Here is a 20,830-nt window from a genome sequence, read left to right as displayed (position 1 = left end):
CGACGCCTGTCGGTAGCCGGTCCGTAGCGGGCGGGCGTGCGAGCCAGTCAGGCGCCGCCGGCGAGGCGGTAGCGGAGTTCGACGATGCCGCGGCCCATGGTCCGCGAAGAACGCAGTTCCAGCGGCGCTGTCGGGCGGGCCAGCGGAAGCAGCGGTTTCCCGCCGCCCAGCACCACCGGGATGACCGAGAGGATCAGCTCGTCCAGCAGGCCGGCGTCGGCGAATTGGGCGGCGAGCATTCCGCCGCCCACCACCCAGACGTTCCGGCCTGCGGCGGCGTCTTTCAGGTCGGCGGCGAATTCGGTGACGGGTCCGCGGACGAAGGTGATGTCCGTGCCTTTCGGGGCTGCCAGTTCGTGGTGCGTGAAGACCCAGCAGGAGGTGCCGGGGTACGGCCAGTTGTCGGGTTCGTGCTCGCGCAGCCACGCGTAGGTCTCGCCGCCCATCACGATGCACCCGACGTCGGCCATAAACGCGTCGTAGCTTTCCTTGCCGCCGGCGAAGCCGTCGAACTGGAGCAGCCAGTCGAGGTTGTCGTCCGCGGTGGCGATGAAGCCGTCCAGGGAGGCCGCTACGAAGTACTGGAAACCCGGCATGGGCCCAGCGTAGCCATCCGCGGTGGCTTTTCCCAGAGCCCGGACTTTCCCTTGACGTGTGGTCGGCTACTTGCTGAAGTACGGGATGATCAGGTACAGCCCGAAAAGCACGGCGAGGCCGCAGAGGCCGAAGCACACGTAAGAGAGCGGCCGGATCCAGCCGGGCTGGGTGGTCCGCACGTCCCCGGCGATGGCGGTCAGCCGGACGCCCAGCGCGTAGAGGACGGTCACGGTCACGGCGGCAGCGAGGGTGGCCCCCGCTACCTGGACGAGTTCAAGCCACTTCATTTCAGGCCACCCTTGGAGTTATTGCTGCGGCTGACCGCAGCCGCCTTCTTCTTAGCGAAGCGGATGGCCTGGCCGGCCTCTTCGACCTCGACGGCGTTGTGGTGGCCGACGTGGGATTTCCGCGACGCGACGAACATGTAGATCACGGCTGCCGTGCCGGCGACCGCGGCGATGATGAATCCGACCGTTCCGGTGTGCACCAGCATCGCGGTCAGGGCGCCGACGATCCCGGCGGCGGGGAGGGTGAAGAGCCAGCCGACGACGATCTTCCCTGCGGTTCCCCAGCGCACCGTGGTGCCGCGCCGGCCCATCCCCGAGCCGATGACCGAGCCCGAGGCCACGTGCGTGGTGGACAGGGCAAAACCCAGGTGGGAGGAGGCCAGGATGGCGGCGGCGGTGCTGGTTTCGGCGGCGAAGCCCTGGGCGGGTTTGACGTCGGTGAGGCCGGAGCCCATGGTCCGGATGATCCGCCAGCCGCCGGAGTACGTGCCGATAGCGATGGCCAGGGCGCAGGCTGCGATGACCCAGAGCTGCGGGCCGGAGCCGGGGGCCTGGCTGCCGGCCGAAATCAGGACCAGGGTGATGATGCCCATGGTCTTCTGCGCGTCGTTCGTGCCGTGCGCGAGGGCCACCAGGCTGGACGTGAAGATCTGCCCGGTGCGGAACCCGCCGCGCTTCTGCGTGAGCTTGCTGCCGGTCTCGGGATCGTGCCGCGAGGTCAGCGCGTAGGCGAGCCGGGTGCAGACGTAAGCCACGAGGGCCGCGATCACCGGGGCGAAAACAGCGGGCAGGAGGACTTTCTGGAGCACCGAGGCGAAGTTCACCGAGTTCAGCCCGATTCCGGCGATGGCGGCGCCGATCAGGCCGCCGAACAGCGCGTGCGAGGAGCTGGAGGGCAGGCCCTTGAGCCAGGTGATCATGTTCCAGAGAATCGCGCCCATCAGGCCGGCGAAGATGATGTCCGGGGTGATCTGGATGCCGTCGGAGCCTTCCCGGATGATGCCGCCGGACACCGTCTTCGCCACTTCGGTGGACAGGAAGGCGCCCACCAGGTTCAGCACGGCTGCGAGGGCGACGGCGGTCTTGGGCTTGATGGCGCCGGTGGCGATGGGCGTAGCCATCGCGTTGGCAGTGTCGTGAAATCCGTTAGTGAAGTCGAAGAACAGCGCCAGCGTTATGACTAGCGCCACCATTACGGTGATTTCCACCTGTTGCCCAATCTGCAGAGTCGACGGTCAGCAGTTTCATTCCCCGTGGCGGTCTGGTTGGGTCGATGTTCACCGGCTGTTTAGCCGAAGTCACTTGCGCAGTTCACCAAAGCTGTCTTGAAACCTTATAGATCGTACGTGCCAATGGGTGCGGGGCAAAACACGGGCTGTGGGCCGCTCCCGGAGCCGGACCGGCGGCAGGAAGGCCCCCTCCATATGAAGGGGGCCTCGCTGGCAATTGGTCCGTCGGTGGCGTCAGTCCTCGTGCTTGACCTTGTGCACCCGGGTCACCACGGTGGGGCACGGCACGTTCAGCAGCACCGCGTGGGCGGTGGAGCCGAGCACCAGCCGGGAGAAACCGCCGCGGCCGCGGCTGCCGACCACCAGCAGGCGCGCCTCCCGGGCGATGTCAACGAGTGCCTTCGCCGGATCGGTATCGGTTTCGAGGCGTTGGTGGACCACCAGGTCGGGGTATTTGTCCCCGAGGCCGGCCACGGATTCGGCCAGGACCACCCGGTCCTCCTCGACGATGGTCTCGGCGAGTCCGCTTTCGGGCAGCTGGTGCTCAACCCAGCGGGCCGGACTGCGGAAGGCCAGGACGACGGTGAGCTCGTCGCCGCCGCGGTCGGCCTCGGCAGCGGCAAACGCCACGGCCTGGAGGGACTCTTCGGACCCGTCCACGCCGACCACCACACCGCGCTTGCCGGTGCTGCCGGCGCCGGGGATGACGGCCACCGGACTGTCCGACGCGGAAACGATCTGGAGGGCGCGGTCCGTCATGGGCCCGCCATCCATCCAGTGCTTGTCGTGGCATCCAACCACCACCATCGAGGCTTCCTTGGACACCTCCCGCAGTGCCGAGCCGGGGCTGCCGTGCCGGAGCTGGACATCCACGTCCACGTCCGGGGCCTGGTTTTTCGCGTTGGCCTTGGCCTTCTCCAGCAGTTCCATGCCCGACTCGCGGATGAGCTCGTGATACTGGAAGTCCGGCGACATCCAGCGGTCATCCACGGCGTGGACGCACAGGACCTGGAGTTTGTGCTGGGCAGCGCGCTCCAGCGCCCACGCTAGCGCGGCTACGCTGCCCGCCGAACCGTTGATGCCGACGACAATTGGTTTACTCATGCTGAATCCTGCTCTTTTCCATAGCGTGAACGTGTACGCGACCCCTACGGTGGCCCCCGCAGCGCACCGTTCTGTGACCACTGCTGAGACCTCGGCGGAGACCGCTGTTGGCGGCCGCTGCTGTTGGCATGAATCGCCGGCAGCACCGAGGCTCTGCCGACACTTCAGTGTGCCCCGGCACCCGACCGCAGGTTAGGGCCTTAAGCCCCGCACGCGAGGCCTTAGAAGCCGGTCGGTTCGGTCTCGAACTCCGGCTCCCGGGGCGGTCCTTCATGGTGCACCGGACGCAGCCCGGCCGTCTGCTCGAGCCAGATCAAGGCGTCGTAGCGCTCGCCCATCCGGGTCGGCACGTAGTTCCCCTGCTCCCGGTCCGGGTGGTAGACCACCCCGATCGCGCGGTGCCCGAGCCAGCTGGAAAGCCACGGTCCGGTCCGGTCCTCGCCGAAGTCCAGCACCGCCGGCACGCCCAGGGCCTCGTGCAGGAAATCCTCGTGGCTCCCGGGCCGGGCGGCGGGCACGGGCAGGATCCGCTCCGGCGTCCCCCAGGCATCCGCGGCGATGACCGTTCCGCGGTGGGCGGCGAAGCCCACCAGCAGGACCCCCTCCGGGGCGTGCCGCTCGCGCAGCAACTGGCCCACGTTGACCAGGCCGTCCTGCGCCATGTCCGTGGCCCGGGCATCCCCCACATGCGTGTTGTGCTCCCAGATGATGCCCTTGGAGCCGGCCCCCAGGTGCCGGCTCAGCCGGTCGATCGTGTCCGCCATGTGGTGGTCCCGGACGTTCCAGGATTGCCGGTCGCCGCGGACCATGATGCGGTAGTAGTGCTCGGCGTTGGCCGCCACCTCCGCGTTTTGGACGGCGTCGAATGCCTCCTCGTCGTGATCGCCCGGGCTGAACACCCGGCTCCGCACCTCGCTGAGCAGGGCCACGACGTCGGCCTCGCAGGAGTTCGGGACCAGCCGCGTGCTCCACGCATACTGGTGCGGGTCTTCATGGTGCGGCGAGAAGCACTGCCAGGCCCGCATGGCGGCGGGCACGGCGGCGGGCTGGTTCTCCTGGAGCCAGGCGATAATCTCGCGCAGCGAATCCCAGAGCGAGTAGACGTCCAGGCCGTAGAAGCCGACCCGTTCCGGCAGCGGCCGGCGGGAGTTCCAGGTCCGCAGCCAGTCCAGGAACCCGGCGACTTCCTCGTTCGCCCACATCCAGGTGGGCCAGCGTTGGAACCCGGCAAGCAACGCATGGACGCCCTGGTCCTGCCCGGCCTGGCCGCGGACCCACTGGTTGATCCGCCAGCAGTCGGGCCAGTCACCTTCCACGCCGATCCAGGTGTAGCCCTGTTCCTCGATCAGCCGGCGGCTGAGCGTGGCCCGCCAGGTGTAGAACTCGTGGGTGCCGTGCGAGGCTTCCCCGATCGCCGTGAAGCGGCACTCCCCGGCGCGCCGGACCAGCCCGTCGAGGTCCCGGTCGCTGCGGAGCTGCCGCGCGAGGGAATGGATCTCGCCCAGCACGGCGGCCTTGGTGATGCTGCCCGGTTTCACCGCGGGTCCCCGATATCGATCCGTTCCAGGTGTTCCGGGACCCTGGCCCGCCAGCCCAGTTCGCGTTTGATCCGGATCCGCAGCGCGTCCGCGGCGTCCGGCTCGCCGTGCGTAATGTAGGTCATCCTCGGCGCCTGCGGTGCGGCCTTCATCCAGTTGATGATGCCGTCCGAATCGGCGTGCGCGGACAGGTTCTCCAGCTGGATGACTTCGGCCCGGATCAACACGTCCTCGCCGTAAATCCGGACCTCACGCTCCCCCGCGGCGAGGGCGGCGCCGCGGGTGCCGCCGGCCTGGTAGCCGCTGAGGATGACGGCGTTTTTGGGGTCGGTGCCGTACGCGGCGAGGTGGTGCAGGATCCTGCCGCCGGTAAGCATGCCGCTGGCCGAGATGATGATCATCGGTCCGCCGCGCAGGTTCAGCAGCTTGGAGTCGTCCACGCTGCGGGTGAGCTTGGCGATGCTGTACATGTGCTCGTATTCGTCCCGTTTGAGCCGGTGCTCCTCGGGGTGCCGCTGGTACATGTCCGAGGCGTCGATGGCCATCGGGCTGTTGAGGTACACCGGAATGTCCGGGATCGCGTTCTTGCGGCGGAGCCGGGACAGGTACAGCATGAGCGTCTCGGCCCGGCCGACGGCGAAGGCGGCAAACATCACCACCCCGCCGCGTCTGGCGACCCGGGTGATGATCTCCCCGAGCTGCTTCTCGGGATCCAGGGTGGAGTGCTTACGGTTGCCATAGGTGGATTCCGTGACCAGCACGTCGACGGCGCCCAGCGGCCGTGGCGGGAACATGAACGGATCATCGGAGCGGCCCAGGTCGCCGGTGAAGTGCACCGACCGGGAGCCGAACCTGACGTGGACCTGCGCGGCCCCCAGGATGTGACCGGCCGGCACGAAAGTCATTTCCATGCCGCCGCCAAGACCCAGCGGGTCGTCGAAGTCGCGGATCTTGAAGCTGTTCAGCGACTTGACGGCGTCCGCGGCGGTGTACAGCGGCAGCGCCGGGCTGTGGCGGGTGGATCCGCGGTGCGTCGCGTACCGGGCCTCTTCTTCCTGCAGGTACCCGCTGTCCGGCAGGATCAGCTTGCACAGCTCGGTGGTCCCGTCGGTGGCGTAGACCGGCCCGGCGAAGCCGTCCCGGACCAGTGCGGGGACGTAGCCCGTGTGGTCCAGGTGCGCATGGGTGAGGACGACGGCGTCGATCGAGCGGGGCGGCACCGGGAAGGGCATGCGGTTGCGCTCGCGGCTGCGTTTGTAGCCTTGGAACAGCCCGCAGTCGACCAGCACCCGGCGTCCGCCGGCTTCGAGCAAGTAGCGGGAGCCGGTCACAGTGTCCGTTGCACCGAAGAACCGGAGGGTCGGCTGCTCGTGTTTCATGGTGCTTCCGTTCCCGAGTCCGTCAAACCCACCTTCCGCGCAATCCGGGACCCCACCTAGGGCCGAAAGTCACGGGCACACCCCGGCAGCGGGCAGCGCAGGTGCGGGGCCCGGCGTCCGCACCGGTAGGCTTTTTGCGGCAGGCCTTCGGGCAGGCCCGGGCCGGGAGGGAACCCGGTTCCGCTATTCCCAGTGGCAAGGACAACGGCATGAACAAGAGATCTCCCCGCGGCGCCCCGGTTCCCGGCCTTCCCTGGGCGGACCGTCCCTGGACCCGGCACTACAGCCCGGGAGTCCCCGCCGACCTTAAGCTGCCCGCGGGCTCCCTCGTGGACCTGATGGATTCCTCCGTCGGGCGCTTCGGTGCAAAGACGGCGCTGGAATTCTTCGGGGCCCGGACCAGCTACCGGGAACTCGGGACGCTGATCAGCAGGGCGGCTGCCGGGTTGAAGAAACTCGGGGTGAAGCGCGGCGACCGGGTGGCCCTTGTCCTGCCGAACTGCCCGCAGCACGTGGTTGCCTTCCACGCCGCGCTGCGCCTCGGCGCCGTCGTGGTCGAACACAACCCGCTCTACACGGACCGGGAACTGCGCCACCAGTTCGAGGACCACGGCGCCGCCGTCGCCGTCGTCTGGGACAAGGCGGTGGACCGGGTGCTCCAGCTGCCGGCCGACGTCGGGCTGCGCAGCATTGTGTCGGTGGATCTGGTCGCGGCGATGCCGCTGGGCAAACGGCTTGCGCTGCGGCTGCCGCTTCCGGCGGCCCGCAAGGCGCGGGCGGCGCTGGCCGCCGGGAAGCCTGCGCCCCGGGCAGGCGCCGCGGTGCAGCGCACCGTGCTGCCGTGGCGGGACCTCCTCGACACCGGCGAACTGAAGAAACGCCACCCGCGGCCCGCGCCGGAAGACCTGGCGGTGCTGCAGTACACGAGCGGCACCACCGGGGAGCCCAAGGGCGCCATGCTCACGCACGCGAACCTGCAGGCCAACGCCGCCCAGGGCCGGGCCTGGGTTCCCGGGCTCAAGGACGGGCGCGAAACCGTGTACGCGGTGCTGCCCATGTTCCACGCCTACGGCCTGACCCTCTGCATGACCTTCGCGCTGAGCATCGGCGCCAGGCTGGTGCTCTTCCCCAAGTTCGACGTCGACCTGGTGCTCAAGGCGTACCGGAAGTCCCCGGCAACCTTTCTCCCCGCGGTGCCGCCGATCTATGACCGGATCGCGGCCGCAGCGGCGCGGCAGGGCATCAGCCTGAAGGGCATCCGCTTCTCCATCTCGGGGGCCATGAATCTGCCGGCCGCGACCGTGGAGACCTGGGAGAAGGCCACCGGCGGCTACCTGATCGAGGGCTACGGCTTGACCGAAACCTCCCCCATCTCCGTGGGCAATCCGTTTGGCCCCAGCCGCAAACCGGGCACGGTGGGCGTCCCGTTTCCGCTGACCGACATCCGCGTGGTCGACCCGCAGAACGTCCGGATCGACCGCGCCCCGGGCGAAGCGGGCGAGCTGCTGATCCGCGGGCCGCAGGTCTTCGCGGGCTACTGGAACCGGCCGAAGGAGACCGAGGAGGCACTGCTGGAGGGCGGCTGGTTCCGTACCGGCGACATTGTCTCGGTGGACAAGGACTACTTCGTCACGATCCGGGACCGGATCAAGGAATTGATCATCACCGGCGGTTTTAACGTCTCGCCCTCCGAGGTGGAGGACGTCCTGGCCGGATACCCCGGCGTCGCCGACGTCTCGGTGGTGGGGCTCCCCCGGCCCGGCGGCGGGGAGGACGTTGTCGCCGCGGTCGTGGCCGCCCCGGGAAGCACCGTCGACCCGGCGGCCCTGCTGGCTTTTGCGCGCGGGGAGCTGGCGGCCTACAAGGTCCCCCGCCGCGTGGTGGTGATGGATGTGCTGCCGCGCTCGCTGATCGGCAAGGTGCTGCGCCGGGAGATCCGGGACATGCTGGTGGCCGGCGGCCAGGCCGCCGCGACCGGCCACTGACGTGCGCTGACGGTGGCGGGGCCGGCTGCCGGGTCGCTGGGAACCCGGCAGCCGGCGGTCCCATCGCATGCTCCCGGGACGCGGCCCTGGCTGTTGTTCCGCGGCGGGACGTCGGCGGTCCGGTGACGCGCCTCCGCCTAAAGAAGTTGATGGTGGTGCAAGGATGCGGGACGTACCTTGTGAAAATCTGGAACCCGGCCCGCCGTCGACGCCACCCATGGGCTTGCGGCGCTCCGGGCCAGCTGATAGGCCTGTCATAAGAGGACAGGTAGGGTGCCTAGAGGTAGTTGTGCCCGCCGCCGGGCTCCCGGCGGCGACTGCAGAAGGGAAGTTGTCGTGACTCGTAAGACTCCGCGCGTTGAAGAAACGAACGAAAAAGACCTGGAGGTCGGCGACGGGCCGAAGCACTGGGCCGCCGGCGTCCCGGGCGTCTACCACTCCATGAAGCCCGCCATTGAGCATATGGGGCTGAACCGCACGCGCAAGACCGTTATGTCGATGAACCAGAAGGACGGCTTCGACTGCCCCAGTTGCGCCTGGCCGGACCCGCACCACCGCAAAGCCTTCGAGTTCTGCGAGAACGGCGCCAAGGCCGTCACCTGGGAAGCGACGCCGGTGGTCATCGCGTCGGAGTTCTGGGCGGAGCACTCCGTGAGTGAACTCCGCAACCACTCGGATTACTGGCTGGGCATGCAGGGCCGGCTGACCGAGCCGGTCTACAAGCCCGCCGGCGAGGACCACTACAAGCCGGTCAGCTGGGATGACGCGATCCGGATCATCACGGACAAGCTCAAGGGACTCGCCTCCCCCGACGAGGCGTCGTTCTACACCAGCGGGCGCACCTCCAATGAGGCCGCCTTCCTCTACCAGTTGCTGGTCCGCGGTTACGGCACCAACAATCTCCCGGACTGCTCCAACATGTGCCACGAATCCTCCGGCTGGGCCATGGGCCAGACCATCGGCATCGGCAAGGCAACCGTCAATTTCGACGACTACGCGGACGCCGACCTGATCATCATCATGGGCCAGAACCCCGGCACCAACCATCCCCGGATGCTCACCGAACTGGAGAACTGCAAGGAGAACGGCGGCGAAATTGTCGCCGTCAACCCGCTCCCGGAGGCAGGCCTGCACCGGTACAAGAACCCGCAGAAGGTCAAGGGCATCATCGGCCGCGGCACCTCGATCGCCGACCAGTTCCTGCACATCCGGATCGGCGGGGACATGGCGCTGCTGCAGGCCGTGTCCAAGCGCGTGCTCGACGCCGAGGCCAAAAACCCCGGCACCGTGCTGGACCACGCCTTCCTCGCCGAGCACTGCGAAGGCCTCGAGGAGCTCAAGGAGCACCTGGCCCTGCTGGACGAGGCCGCGGTGCTGGAAGCGACCGGGCTGCGCACCGAGGAGATCGACGAACTTGCCGCCCGTTACCTGAAGGCCGACAAGGTCATCATCACCTGGGCGATGGGGATCACGCAGCAGAAAAAGGGCGTGGCAACTATCAAGGAGATCATTAACCTGCTCCTGTTGCGCGGCAACATGGGCAAGCCCGGCGCGGGCGCGTCGCCGATCCGCGGCCACAGCAACGTGCAGGGCGACCGCACCATGGGCATCTGGGAACAAATGCCGCAGTCCTTTATGGAAGCCCTCGGCGAGGAGTTCGACTTCGAACCGCCCCGCGAGCACGGCGTGGACGCGGTCGAGACGATCAACAGGATGCAGGAAGGCGAGATTAAGGTGTTCATGGCCGTCGGAGGCAACTTCGTCGGCGCCATCTCGGACACCAACGCCGCGGAGGCGGCCGTGGCGGGCACCGAAATGTCCATCCAGGTCTCCACCAAACTGAACCGCTCCCACGTGGTCACCGGCGCGGAGGCCCTGATCCTGCCGACCATGGGCCGGTCCGAGATCGACATCCAGGAATCCGGCGAGCAGTTCGTCTCGGTGGAAGACACCGTCTGCGCCGTGCACCCCTCGTGGGGCAGCGTGGAGCCCGTGTCGCACCACCTGCTCTCCGAACCCGCCATCCTGAGCCGCCTGGGCAAAGCCCTCGTGGGCGACAAGATCAGGGCGGACTGGGACGGCTACGAGAAGAACTACGACCTGATCCGGGACCACATCTCACGGGTCGTGGGCGGCTGCGAGAACTACAACGAGCGAATCCGCCAGGAGGGCGGCTTCATCCTCGAAAACGGTCCGCGCGACTCGCGGACGTTCCCGACGCCGACCGGCAAGGCGGTGCTCACCGTGAACGAACTCGAACACGTGGAGCGGCCTGAGGGCACCCTGATCCTGCAGACCATGCGCTCGCACGACCAGTTCAACACCACCATCTATGGCCACAACGACCGCTACCGGGGCATCAAGAAGGGCCGCCACGTCGTGTTCGTCAATCCGGAGGACCTCAGCGAACTGGGCCTCGCGGACGGACTCTTCGTCGACATCCACGGCCAGCACCAGGACGGCGTCGAGCGCGTGCTGCGCAAGTTCCGGGTGGTTTCCTACCCGACGGCGCGCGGCTGCGCGGCCGCGTACTACCCGGAGGCCAACGTGCTGGTGCCGCTGAACCACACGGCCGAGGGCAGCAACACCCCGATCTCCAAGGCCGTCATTGTCCGGCTTGAGCCCAGCCTGGACCAGTCTCCGGACAGCCCGGCCCGGCTCCATGCAGCCCCGGGAGTCACGTTGCCGGCCTAAGCCGCCGCGCCCAACGGGACACAGGAAGGCCGCGCCCCCCAACGGGGACGCGGCCTTCCGGTGTCGGCGGTGGTGCCTTCCGGGTGCTATTGGGCGCGCTTGGCCCAGCCCTTTTCGTCCGGGCCGCCGGCCTCGCCGTGTTCGCAAAGTTCGAGGACCTTGTTCGACGCGGCGTGCACCGCTTCGTCGGTGCTCTTGCGGCCGTTGGTGGACGCCGTTCCGGCGGCGTACCCAACGATGAACGCGCTGATGGCATCGGCGTGCGGTCCGACAGCCTTCAGGGATTCGTCGGCCACCTGGACGATCTTCTCGTGGTCGACTTCCAGGTCCAGGATCTGCAGGGCCTGGATCAAGCGGGCGCTCCAGTGCCGCAGCGAGCTGTCTTCGTCTCGGGCCAAAGTCATGTGCTACTCCTCATCGTCGGGTGCTTCGGTGGATCGGCTATCCCTCAAGGGGTAGCACCGATTCCGGGCAATGTGCAACGCGACACAAGGAACCCGCCAATAACCTGCGGCCACCGGGTCAGCTCCACAGGGCGACGTGGAACTTTGAGCCGCGGCGCTCCAGCCCTCGTGAACCGCCGTGGGCGACCATCGCCGCCGTGGCATCGGCAGTGCTGACGAACCGCTGCAGGGTGTGGGCCATGGTCGTGGTCCTGTGCTGGCCCAGCGTGCTGGCCCACCACAGGCCGGCGACCGGGGTTCCGGCCACGGGCAACCGCACCAGCGCGCCGCTGTGGACCTCGGCCCGGACGATGTGCGCCAGGGCCAGCATGGTCCCCTCCCCTGCCCGCACGGCAGCAAGGGCCTCTGTCTCGCTGCTGAGCCGGATGATTTCCGGCGCCACGCCCAGCGACGCGAGCCAGCGGCCCTCCTCCGAACCCGGCAGGATTCCCGCCGGCCCGGCGAACCACGGCCGGCCCAGCAGGCGCTGGATGGCGAGCGGGCCGTGCAGCCGGCCAAGAGGGTCCGCCGCGGCGGCCACAAAGACCCGCTGGTAGCGCAGGAAAGGGACCGATTCCAGGCCGGATTCGGCGGCCGGGGCACCCGCGGGTGCCGGCGGCCGGGCGCCAAGGGCAATGTCATAGGCGCGCTCCAGCAGGAGCCCGGCCAGGTCCTCGGCGGCTTCGGCGACCACGTCCACCGAAGCGCCAGGGACGCGTTTGGTGAACAGGTCCAGCAGCCGGCCGGCCGCGTGCTCGGCAAACGGCGCGGTGGCAGCGATCTTGAGCCGCCCGGCGTCGTTCTTGGCGTTACCGACCTCCCAGCGGGCCTGGTCCGCGAGCCCGACAATGTCCTGCGCATAGTCCGCGAGGGCCCGGCCGCCGGACGTCAGGGTAATCCCGCCGGCAGCCCGCACAAACAAGGGATCGCCCAGGTCCTGCCGGAGCGCCGCCAAGGCCGCGGACACCGCTGGTTCGCTGACGCCCAGGGCGGCCGCGGCCGCGTGGAGCGAGCCCAGGCGCGCCACCAGCGCAAAGGTCCGCAACTGGCTCAACGTCATCGGCACGGCTTCATAACCTTTCGCTTATGACGATGTTGACACCCCCGCCGGGGCGGGGCAACACTTGCGTTAAATCGGCGCCGGGCGACGTTGCCCGCGCCTTGGAGTGAGGTGGGACTATGCAGATTCCGGCTCCATTCGACTACGTTCGGGCCACCACGGTGGAGAACGCGCTCGAGCTTCTGGCACGCCACGGACCTGAGTCCCGGGTCGTCGCCGGCGGCCACAGCCTGCTTCCGATGATGAAGCTCCGGCTCTCCCGGCCCGAATGGCTGATCGACATCAACGACCTCTTCGAGCTCGACTACATCCTGCGCGACGCCGGGGAGCTGCGCATCGGCGCCCTGACCCGCCACACCACGCTGCTGGAGTCCGAGGAGATTGCCCGGCTGTTCCCGATCGTCCGCGACGCCGAACAGGTGATCGCCGACCCGGTGGTGCGCAACCGCGGGACCATCGGCGGCTCGCTGTGCCAGGCCGACCCGGCCGAGGACCTCTCCACGGTCTGCGACGTCCTCGGTGCCCTGGCCGTGATCCGCGGCCCCGGCGGCGAGCGCACGCTGGCGATGCAGGACTTCCACCGCGGCCCCTACCAGACCGCCGTCGGCCAGGATGAACTCTTGTGCGAGGTCCGCCTGCCGATCCGGCCCCGCTCCTCCAGCGCTTACGAGAAGGTGGAGCGGCGCGTGGGCGACTGGGCCGTGGGGGCCGCTGGCGCGGCGGTGACGCTCGAGGAGGACGGCCGCATTGCCGACGCCGCCGTCGGGCTGACCGCCCTGGGCCTGGACCACACCGTCGCCGAAGCCGCCGCGGCAGTGCGCGGCAAGCACCCCTCCGAGGAACTGTTCGCCGACGCCGGGCGGCTGGCCGCCGCAGCCTGCGACCCTGTAGCGGACCAGCGCGGACCGGTCGACTACAAACGGCACCTCGCCGACGAACTCACCCGGCGGGTCCTGCGGCAGGCCTGCGCCCGCGCCGCCCGGACAGCCGCCCAGACGCAGGAAGGCTGAAGCGCATGCAGATCAGCATGACCGTGAACGGCAACGAAGTCAGCAGCGACATTGAGCCGCGTGTGCTCCTGGTCCACTACCTCCGCGAGGTGCTGGGACTGACCGGTACCCACTGGGGCTGCGACACCAGCAACTGCGGGACCTGCGTCGTCCTGATGGACGGCCAGCCGGTGAAGTCCTGCACCGTCCTCGCGGCGATGGCTGCCGGGCACGACATCCGCACCGTCGAGGGGCTCGCCACCGGGGCCACGCTTGACCCGGTGCAGCAGGGCTTCATGGAGGAACACGGGCTGCAGTGCGGCTTCTGCACCCCGGGCATGATGCTCACCGCCCGCGCCCTGCTGGACAAGAACCCGCACCCGGACGACGGCGAGATCCGGCGGGCCATCTCCGGGCAGATTTGCCGGTGCACCGGCTACGCGACGATTGTCCGCTCGGTGCAGTGGGCCGCCGCCCATCCGGCGCCGACCGCCGGCGGGGGCGAGGGAGCCGAGGAGGTCCTCGACGGGACCGACACCGTGGTGGCGGACGTCGCCACGGAAACCCAGGACGCAGAGGTGAAGGCATGACTGTCATCCACGAGCGGGAGAGCAACCCCGCCGCCGGCGACGCGGACCGGCCGATCGGTTACGGCCGCATCCAGCGCAAGGAGGATCCCCGCTTTGTCCGCGGCAAGGGCCACTACCTCGACGACCTGGTGTTGCCCGGCATGCTGCACGGCGCGATCCTGCGCGCCCCGGTGGCGCACGCGCGGCTGGTGTCGATTGATACCACCAACGCCCTGGCCCACCCCAAGGTCCTCGCCGTCATTACCGGCAAGGACCTGGAGGGCCTCAAGCTGGCCTGGGCGCCTACCCTCTCCGCCGACGTGCAGGCGGTGCTGGTCACGGACAAGGTCCGGTTCCAGGGGCAGGAGGTCGCGTTCGTCGTGGCCGAGGACCGCTACGCCGCCCGCGACGCGCTGGAACTGATCGACGTCGAATACGACGTGCTGCCGCCGCTGGTCGACGCGCGCAGGGCCCTCGACGCCGACGCGCCCCTCATCCGGGACGAAATCGAGGGCCGGACGGACAACAAGATCTTCGACTGGGAAATGGGCAGCGCGGCGGAGACGGATGCCGTGTTCGCGGGCGCCGACGTCGTGGTCAGCCAGGAGATGGTGTACCCGCGGGTGCACCCGGCCCCGATGGAGACCTGCGGCGCCGTCGCCGATTTCGACCCCATAGACGGCAAGCTCACGCTCTACGAGACCACCCAGGCCCCGCACGCGCACCGGACTCTCTTCGCGATCGTGGCCGGCATCCCGGAGCACAAGATCCGGATCGTCTCCCCGGACATCGGCGGCGGCTTCGGTAACAAGGTCGGCATCTACCCGGGCTACATCCTGGCCGTCGTCGGCTCCATCGTCACCGGCAAGCCGGTCAAGTGGATGGAGGACCGCTCCGAGAACCTGATGTCCACCTCCTTCGCCCGCGACTACATCATGAAGGGCGAGATCGCCGCGACGAAGGACGGTAAGATCCTGGCGCTGCGCACCGACGTGCTGGCCGACCATGGCGCGTTCAACGCCACCGCCCAGCCCACCAAGAACCCGGCCGGTTTCTTCTCCATTTTCACCGGCAGCTACGACCTGCAGGCCGCCTACTGCAAGGTGACCGGCGTCTACACCAACAAGGCGCCCGGCGGGGTGGCCTACGCCTGCTCCTTCCGCGTCACCGAGGCCGTGTACCTGGTGGAGCGGATGGTGGACATTCTGGCCCGGAAGCTGGAGATGGACCCCGCGGAGCTGCGGCTGAAGAACTTCATCAAGCCCGAACAGTTCCCCTACGCCAACAAAACCGGCTGGGTCTACGACTCGGGCAACTATGAGGCGGCCATGCGGCTGTCCATGCAGCTGGCCGGCTACGAGGACCTGCGGCGCGAGCAAAAGGAGAAGCGCGCCAGGGGCGAGCTGATGGGCATCGGAATCTCCTTCTTCACCGAAGTCGTCGGCGCCGGGCCCCGCAAGCACTTCGACATCGTCGGCCTGGGCATGGCCGACGGCGCCGAACTGCGGGTGCACCCCACCGGCAAGGCCGTCGTGCGGCTGTCCGTGCAAAGCCAGGGGCAGGGCCACGAAACCACCTTCGCCCAGATCGTCGCGGAGGAACTCGGCATCCCGCCGGAGAACATCGACGTCGTCCACGGCGACACGGACCAGACGCCGTTCGGCCTGGGCACCTACGGGAGCCGCTCGACGCCGGTCAGCGGCGGCGCCGTGGCGCTCGTGGCGCGCAAGGTGCGGGAAAAGGCGAAGCTGATTGCCGCGGCCATGCTGGAGACCCGCCCGGAGGACCTGGAATGGGAAAAAGGCCGCTGGTTCGTCAAGGGCGACCCCAGCGCGGGGAAGACCATCGAGGACATCGCGATGGCAGCCCACGGGACCATGACGCTGCCCGAAGGCGTCGACGGGAACCTCGACGCGGAAGTCACCTACGACCCGCCCAACCTGACCTTCCCCTTCGGCGCCTACATCTGCGTCGTCGACGTCGACCCCGGCACCGGCCACGTCAAGGTGCGGCGCTTCATCGCGGTGGACGACTGCGGGACCCGGATCAACCCGATGATCATCGAGGGCCAGGTCCACGGCGGGCTGACCGACGGCGTCGGGATGGCCCTGATGGAGATCATCGAGTTCGACGCGGACGGCAACAACCTGGGCGGCTCCTTTATGGACTACCTGATCCCCACGGCCATGGAAGTCCCGGACTGGGAGACCGGCTTCACGGTCACGCCCTCCCCGCACCACCCGATCGGCGCCAAAGGGATCGGCGAGTCCGCCACCGTCGGCTCCCCGCCGGCGATCGTGAACGCGGTGGTCGACGCGCTGGCGCCGTTCGGGGTCACGCACATGGACATGCCGTGCACACCGGCCAGGGTCTGGGCGGCCATGCAGGGCCGGGCAAGGCCGCCGATCTGAGATGACCACCGCCGCCGAATCCCTTGCCGCCCGGGCCGGCGAACTCACCGCCCGCCGCGAGCCGTTCGTGCACGCCACGGTGGTCCGCGCCCAGCATCCCACCAGCGCCCGCGCCGGGGACACCGCCCTGGTGCTGCCCGGCGGCGACATCCACGGCTTCGTCGGCGGGAACTGCGTCGAGTCCTCGGTCCGGGAGTACGGGCTGCAGGTGCTCTCCTCCGGGGAACCCCTGCTACTGCGGGTGCTGCCGGGGGAACCGTCCCGCCGCGCCCAGGAGGGCGCCGTCGAGGTGTCCAACCCGTGCCTGAGCGGCGGCGCGATCGAAATCTTCCTGCAGCCGCGACTGCCCGCGCCGCGGGTTGTGGTGGTGGGGACGACACCGGTGGCGCAGGCCCTCGCCGCGCTGGGGTCCGGGGTGGGTTTCGACGTCGAACTCACCGACGGCGGGGCAGCCGAACCCCACCCGGACGACGCCGCCCTGATCGTTGCCTCGCACGGCAAGGCCGAGGAGGGTGCCCTCGAAGCCGCCCTGCGGGCCGGCGTGCCCTACGTCGCGCTGGTCGCCAGCGAATCGCGCGGCGCCGCCGTACTGGACTCGCTCGACGTCGACGAAGCGCTGCGCTCCCGGGTGTACACCCCGGCGGGCCTGCAACTGGGCGCCCGCACCCCTGCTGAAATCGCGCTGTCCATCCTCGCCCAGCTGGTCCAGGAACGGGCCGCGGCACGGGCCGGCGCGCAGACCATCGCTCAGAACAGCGCGCAGGCCGGCGGGGTTCCGGCGCCGTCCGCGCCGCAGCCGGAGACCGCGGTGGACCCCGTGTGCGGGATGTCCGTGCCGGCGATCGAATCCTCGCTGCAGCTTGAACACAACGGCGCCACCGTGTACTTCTGCTCCCCCGGCTGCCGCGCCGCCTTCCGCAAAGATCCGGAGCGCTATGCCCCCAGCATTTGAATCCCCCTCCATGGCCGGCACCGCGGCTGTCATCCTGGCGGCCGGGGCGTCGGCGCGCCTGGGCCGGCCCAAACAGCTGCTGCCCTACGGCGACGGCGTGCTGCTGGACGCCGTACTCGCGACGGCCCGGCGCTGCGGGTTCGCGCAGACCGTGCTGGCGCTGGGCGGATCGGCCCGGGAGGTCCTCGCCGCCGTGGACACCACGGGCTGCGAGGTGGCGTTCAACCCGGACTACGGCCAGGGATGCTCGTCCTCGATCGCCGCGGCGATGGCGGTGCTGCGGCCGGACACCGAAGCGGTGGTGCTGCTGCTGGGTGACCAGCCGGGCATCCGGTCCGAGAGTGTGGCCCCGCTGCTGCGGACGCTGGCCGGGCCGGACGGTCCCGGGGCGGCGGTGTGCCGCTACGACGACGGCCCCGGTCATCCCCTCGCGTTCAATCGGCGGCTGCTCCCGGACTTGGCTTCGCTGCACGGGGACAAAGCCGTGTGGAAGCTGCTGGAGCAGCGGGCGGCGGACGTCGTCGAGGTTCCCACACCGGGCAACGTCCCCCTCGACGTCGACACCGAGGAGGACTACCGGCAGGTGCTGGCCGAGCTGCAGGGGGCAGGGTGAACACGGCGGCGCGGACCGGGGCGGAGGAAGAGGTGCAGCGGCGGATCCCGGACGTGGCCTCGCTGATGGCCGCCCTGGACAAACACGACTACCTGGCCGACACCGGACTCGCCACCGCCCTGTTCCTCGCGGTGCGGCTGCCGCAGCCCATCCTGCTCGAAGGCGAGGCCGGAGTCGGCAAAACCGAGGCCGCCAAGACACTGGCGGAGCTGCTCGACACCCCGCTGTACCGGCTGCAGTGCTACGAGGGGATCGACGCCGGCGAAGCGCTTTACGAGTGGAACCACCAGCGCCAGCTGTTGGGGATCCGGTTGGCCGAGGCGCGCGACGCCGACGTCAGCGAGGCCGAGCTGTTCGGCCCCCAGTACCTGCTGCGCCGGCCGCTGCTGCAGGCCATTGAACACCCGGGGCCGCGGCCGGCTGTGCTGTTGCTGGACGAGATCGACCGGGCCGACGCCGAGTTTGAGGCGTTCACCTTTGAGCTGCTCGCCGAGGCCTCGGTCACCATCCCGGAGCTGGGCACCATCCGCGCCACGCATCCTCCGATCGTCGTGCTGACCTCCAACCGCACCCGGGACCTGCACGACGCGCTGACCCGGCGTTGCCTCTACCACTGGATCGACTATCCCGGGCCAGCCCGGATCGCCGAGATTGTGCGCCGCCGGGTGCCCGCCAGCAGCGGCCCGCTGGCGCTGCAGGCCGCCGCGGTGATCACGCGGCTGAGGACGCTGGATCTGGCGAAGCCGCCGGGGATTTCCGAGGCCATCGACTGGGTGTCCGCGCTCGCGGTGCTGGGCATCGAGCGGATCGACGCCGCGACGGCCGAACAGACCTGGGGTTCGATCGTGAAGAACCGCGACGACCTGGAGCTGGTGGGCTCCCGCGGGGCAGCCTGGCTCGTGGACGGCACCAATGACTGAACCGATCCAGCCCTCGCGGCCCTCTCCCCCGGCTGCCGGGCCGCCGTTCGTCGAGGCTGCAAACCTGGCCGCGGCCTTCATCACGGCCCTGCGCGGCGCGGGCGTCACTTGCTCGCCGGACCGGGCGGCCCGGCTGGCGGTGGCGCTGCGGCTGGTCCCGCCGACGTCCCTGGAACGGCTCTACTGGACTCTGCGGGTGGTGCTGGTCTCCGGCCGTGAGCAATTGCCCGAGTTCGACGCCGTGTTTGGCGCCGTCTTCCGGGGCCGCTTCGATCCCGCCGCCGCGCTGGACCGCCACGCCGGCGAACCCGTACCTGTCCCGGCAGCCCCGCCCCCGGCGGACGGATCCCGCACCCGGGCCGCCGATGACAACGGACGCGCGACCGCGCCAGGCAGCACAGCCCTGCGGCCGCCCGCGCTGACCGCCGGTACCGACGACGCCGGGGACCGGCCCGGTCCCGGGCGGGAGGCCGTCCTTGCGATGGCATCAACGGAAGAACACCTGCACGGGATGAACTTTGCCGACCTCACCGAGGCGGAAGCTGCCGAGATCCGCCGCCTGGCCGGCCGGATCCTGCTGGCAACCCCCGTGCGCCTGAGCCGGCGCACGCGCAAGTCGCCGCACAGCAGCGCACGTTTGGACATCCGGGCTACCGTGCGGGCGGCCCGCCGCTCCGGCTATGACTCCCCCAGGCTCCTGTACGCCCGGCGCCGCGAGCAAAGGCGCAAGCTGGTGCTGCTCTGCGACGTCTCCGGCTCGATGGAACCGTACTCCCGGATCTTCCTGGCGCTGCTGCAGGGCGCCGTCGCGAAGGCCGGGGCGGAGGCCTTTGTCTTCTCCACCAGGCTGACGCGCCTGACCCGGCAGCTGGCCCAACGCGACCCGGACCTGGCACTTGCGCAGGCGGCCGCCACCGCACCCGACTGGGCCAGCGGTACCAGGATCGCCGAGAGCCTCCGGCGATTCGTGGACGAACACGGCCGCCGCGGACTGGCCCGGGGAGCCGTGGTGGTGCTCTTTTCCGACGGCTGGGCACAGGAGGATCCGGCGCAGGTCGCGGCCCAGATGGCCCGGCTGCGCAGGCTCGCGCACCGGGTGGTCTGGGTGAACCCGCGGAAGGCAGCGCCGCACTATCAGCCGCTGGCCGGCGGGATCGCCGCCGCGCTCCCCTACTGCGACGCGTTCGTCAGCGGACACAGCTACACGGCCTTGGCGGAGTTGGCGACGGCAATCCGCGGCGACGGCCCGGCCGAGCCGGGAGGACACACAGTTGGAAGACAAGTGATCGCAAGTCAAGGGAGCAGCTAATGCAGATTGACAGCAGTTTCTCGGTGGTCGCACCGATCGGCAAGGTCTGGGACACGCTGATGGATTTCGAACGGGTGGCAGGCTGCCTCCCGGGCGCCCAGATCCTGAACAAACTCTCCGATGACGCCTACCAGGTGGGCATGACGGTGAAGCTGGGCCCGGTAAACATGCAGTACCGGGGCCTGCTCAATGTCCTGGAGCGGAACGCCGCCGAGCACCGGGCCGTGCTGGGCGGCAAGGCACAGGAAACCCGTGGCCAGGGCACCGCCGAAGCTACGGTGACGCTGGCGCTGACCGAAGAAGGGACCACAACGCACGGGACAGTCAGTGCCGATCTGGCGCTCTCCGGCAAGGCCGCGGCGATGGGCAAGAGCGTGATCGGCAGCGTCACCGAACAGATGATGGGGCTCTTCGCCGGCAACCTGCAGACCATGCTGGCCGAACAGGAGCCAGTAACCGCCGCCGCGGCCCCCACGCCGGCCGAACAGGTGCCGGCCGCGGCTTCCTCGCCGGCCGCCCCCACCGCTCCCACCCCTGCGGGCCCCGGCACGCCGCCCACGCCGACGGCGCCGCCCGCGCCGCCGTCGGGCAGCCTGGACGCCTTTAGCCTCGCCAAGGGCATCGCCGCCGGCCAGCTCTCCAGCCCCGGCAAGGCCCTCGGCCTGCTCGCGGCGGTCGCCTGCCTGGCTTACTGGGCCGGACGCCGGTCGGCGTTCCGGATGCTCAGGCTCTGCGGACGGCTTTAGGAGCA

18 protein-coding genes are annotated in these 20,830 nt (G+C 69.5%); 10 read left to right on the top strand and 8 right to left on the bottom strand.

All coding sequences use genetic code 11. The annotated features are described in order from the left end of the window. Window positions 1-47: 47 nt before the first annotated feature. The 6 genes from AC1MBE_RS00485 to AC1MBE_RS00460 form a co-directional block, all read right to left on the bottom strand. Window positions 48-596 carry a dihydrofolate reductase family protein gene (locus AC1MBE_RS00485; RefSeq protein ID WP_479780054.1) on the bottom strand — a complete coding sequence of 183 codons (549 nt, stop codon included), beginning with the start codon at window positions 594-596 and terminating at the stop codon, window positions 48-50. Between the two features lie 66 nt (window positions 597-662). Beyond that, the gene (locus tag AC1MBE_RS00480) at window positions 663-884 is read right to left on the bottom strand and encodes a hypothetical protein (protein ID WP_346958177.1); all 222 of its coding nucleotides are present in this window, start codon (window positions 882-884) and stop codon (window positions 663-665) included. Continuing rightward, window positions 881-2,092, bottom strand: a complete 1,212-nt coding sequence (locus AC1MBE_RS00475; RefSeq protein ID WP_479780053.1) for an inorganic phosphate transporter — start codon at window positions 2,090-2,092, stop codon at window positions 881-883. The genes AC1MBE_RS00480 and AC1MBE_RS00475 overlap by 4 nt, the downstream gene beginning before the upstream one ends. A 255-nt stretch (window positions 2,093-2,347) precedes the next feature. Continuing rightward, the gene (locus AC1MBE_RS00470; RefSeq protein WP_479780052.1) at window positions 2,348-3,217 is read right to left on the bottom strand and encodes a universal stress protein; all 870 of its coding nucleotides are present in this window, start codon (window positions 3,215-3,217) and stop codon (window positions 2,348-2,350) included. Between the two features lie 221 nt (window positions 3,218-3,438). After that, window positions 3,439-4,755, bottom strand: coding sequence for an erythromycin esterase family protein (locus AC1MBE_RS00465; protein ID WP_479780051.1), 1,317 nt, complete (start codon window positions 4,753-4,755; stop codon window positions 3,439-3,441). Continuing rightward, on the bottom strand, window positions 4,752-6,134 hold the full coding sequence (locus AC1MBE_RS00460; RefSeq protein ID WP_479780049.1) for an MBL fold metallo-hydrolase: 1,383 nt from the start codon (window positions 6,132-6,134) through the stop codon (window positions 4,752-4,754). Before AC1MBE_RS00460 ends, AC1MBE_RS00465 begins: the two co-directional genes overlap by 4 nt. 209 nt (window positions 6,135-6,343) lie before the next feature. Here AC1MBE_RS00460 and AC1MBE_RS00455 point away from each other — a divergent pair, with 209 nt between their 5' ends. Together AC1MBE_RS00455 and AC1MBE_RS00450 are read left to right on the top strand one after the other, a co-directional pair. Then, complete coding sequence (locus AC1MBE_RS00455; RefSeq protein WP_479780048.1) at window positions 6,344-8,119, top strand: long-chain-fatty-acid--CoA ligase; 1,776 nt, start codon at window positions 6,344-6,346, stop codon at window positions 8,117-8,119. A gap of 336 nt (window positions 8,120-8,455) precedes the next feature. Then, on the top strand, window positions 8,456-10,813 hold the full coding sequence (locus AC1MBE_RS00450; RefSeq protein WP_479780047.1) for an FdhF/YdeP family oxidoreductase: 2,358 nt from the start codon (window positions 8,456-8,458) through the stop codon (window positions 10,811-10,813). An 86-nt stretch (window positions 10,814-10,899) separates the two neighbouring features. Here the strand turns inward: AC1MBE_RS00450 and AC1MBE_RS00445 are convergent, their stop codons facing one another. Both AC1MBE_RS00445 and AC1MBE_RS00440 read right to left on the bottom strand, forming a co-directional pair. Beyond that, window positions 10,900-11,217, bottom strand: coding sequence for a DUF6457 domain-containing protein (locus AC1MBE_RS00445; RefSeq protein ID WP_479780045.1), 318 nt, complete (start codon window positions 11,215-11,217; stop codon window positions 10,900-10,902). A gap of 118 nt (window positions 11,218-11,335) precedes the next feature. Then, entirely contained in the window at window positions 11,336-12,316 is a 981-nt protein-coding gene (locus AC1MBE_RS00440) for a LysR family transcriptional regulator (protein WP_479782699.1), read from the bottom strand. 119 nt (window positions 12,317-12,435) lie between these two features. Between AC1MBE_RS00440 and AC1MBE_RS00435 the strand changes: the two genes are divergently transcribed. From AC1MBE_RS00435 to AC1MBE_RS00400, 8 genes are read left to right on the top strand one after another with little or no spacing between them, the layout of a single operon-like run. Continuing rightward, window positions 12,436-13,326 carry an FAD binding domain-containing protein gene (locus AC1MBE_RS00435; RefSeq protein ID WP_479780044.1) on the top strand — a complete coding sequence of 297 codons (891 nt, stop codon included), beginning with the start codon at window positions 12,436-12,438 and terminating at the stop codon, window positions 13,324-13,326. Between the two features lie 5 nt (window positions 13,327-13,331). Beyond that, window positions 13,332-13,895 carry a (2Fe-2S)-binding protein gene (locus tag AC1MBE_RS00430; protein ID WP_479780042.1) on the top strand — a complete coding sequence of 188 codons (564 nt, stop codon included), beginning with the start codon at window positions 13,332-13,334 and terminating at the stop codon, window positions 13,893-13,895. Further along, a complete protein-coding gene (locus AC1MBE_RS00425; protein WP_479780040.1) occupies window positions 13,892-16,285 on the top strand; it encodes an aerobic carbon-monoxide dehydrogenase large subunit in 2,394 nt (797 codons plus the stop codon). The genes AC1MBE_RS00430 and AC1MBE_RS00425 overlap by 4 nt, the downstream gene beginning before the upstream one ends. Before the next feature lies 1 nt (window position 16,286). Further along, window positions 16,287-17,237 carry an XdhC family protein gene (locus tag AC1MBE_RS00420; protein WP_479780038.1) on the top strand — a complete coding sequence of 317 codons (951 nt, stop codon included), beginning with the start codon at window positions 16,287-16,289 and terminating at the stop codon, window positions 17,235-17,237. After that, window positions 17,221-17,850, top strand: a complete 630-nt coding sequence (locus AC1MBE_RS00415) for a nucleotidyltransferase family protein (RefSeq protein WP_479780036.1) — start codon at window positions 17,221-17,223, stop codon at window positions 17,848-17,850. The genes AC1MBE_RS00420 and AC1MBE_RS00415 overlap by 17 nt, the downstream gene beginning before the upstream one ends. Next, the gene (locus AC1MBE_RS00410; protein WP_479780034.1) at window positions 17,847-18,770 is read left to right on the top strand and encodes an AAA family ATPase; all 924 of its coding nucleotides are present in this window, start codon (window positions 17,847-17,849) and stop codon (window positions 18,768-18,770) included. The genes AC1MBE_RS00415 and AC1MBE_RS00410 overlap by 4 nt, the downstream gene beginning before the upstream one ends. Further along, the gene (locus AC1MBE_RS00405) at window positions 18,763-20,079 is read left to right on the top strand and encodes a vWA domain-containing protein (RefSeq protein ID WP_479780032.1); all 1,317 of its coding nucleotides are present in this window, start codon (window positions 18,763-18,765) and stop codon (window positions 20,077-20,079) included. The genes AC1MBE_RS00410 and AC1MBE_RS00405 overlap by 8 nt, the downstream gene beginning before the upstream one ends. Continuing rightward, window positions 20,079-20,825 carry an SRPBCC family protein gene (locus tag AC1MBE_RS00400; protein ID WP_479780030.1) on the top strand — a complete coding sequence of 249 codons (747 nt, stop codon included), beginning with the start codon at window positions 20,079-20,081 and terminating at the stop codon, window positions 20,823-20,825. Before AC1MBE_RS00405 ends, AC1MBE_RS00400 begins: the two co-directional genes overlap by 1 nt. Window positions 20,826-20,830 lie beyond the last annotated feature (5 nt).

It is taken from the genome of Arthrobacter sp. BG5 (genome assembly GCF_056680155.1).
The sequence above is the reverse complement of the archived record's forward strand: the minus strand, read 5'-3'. Positions and strand labels throughout refer to the sequence as shown.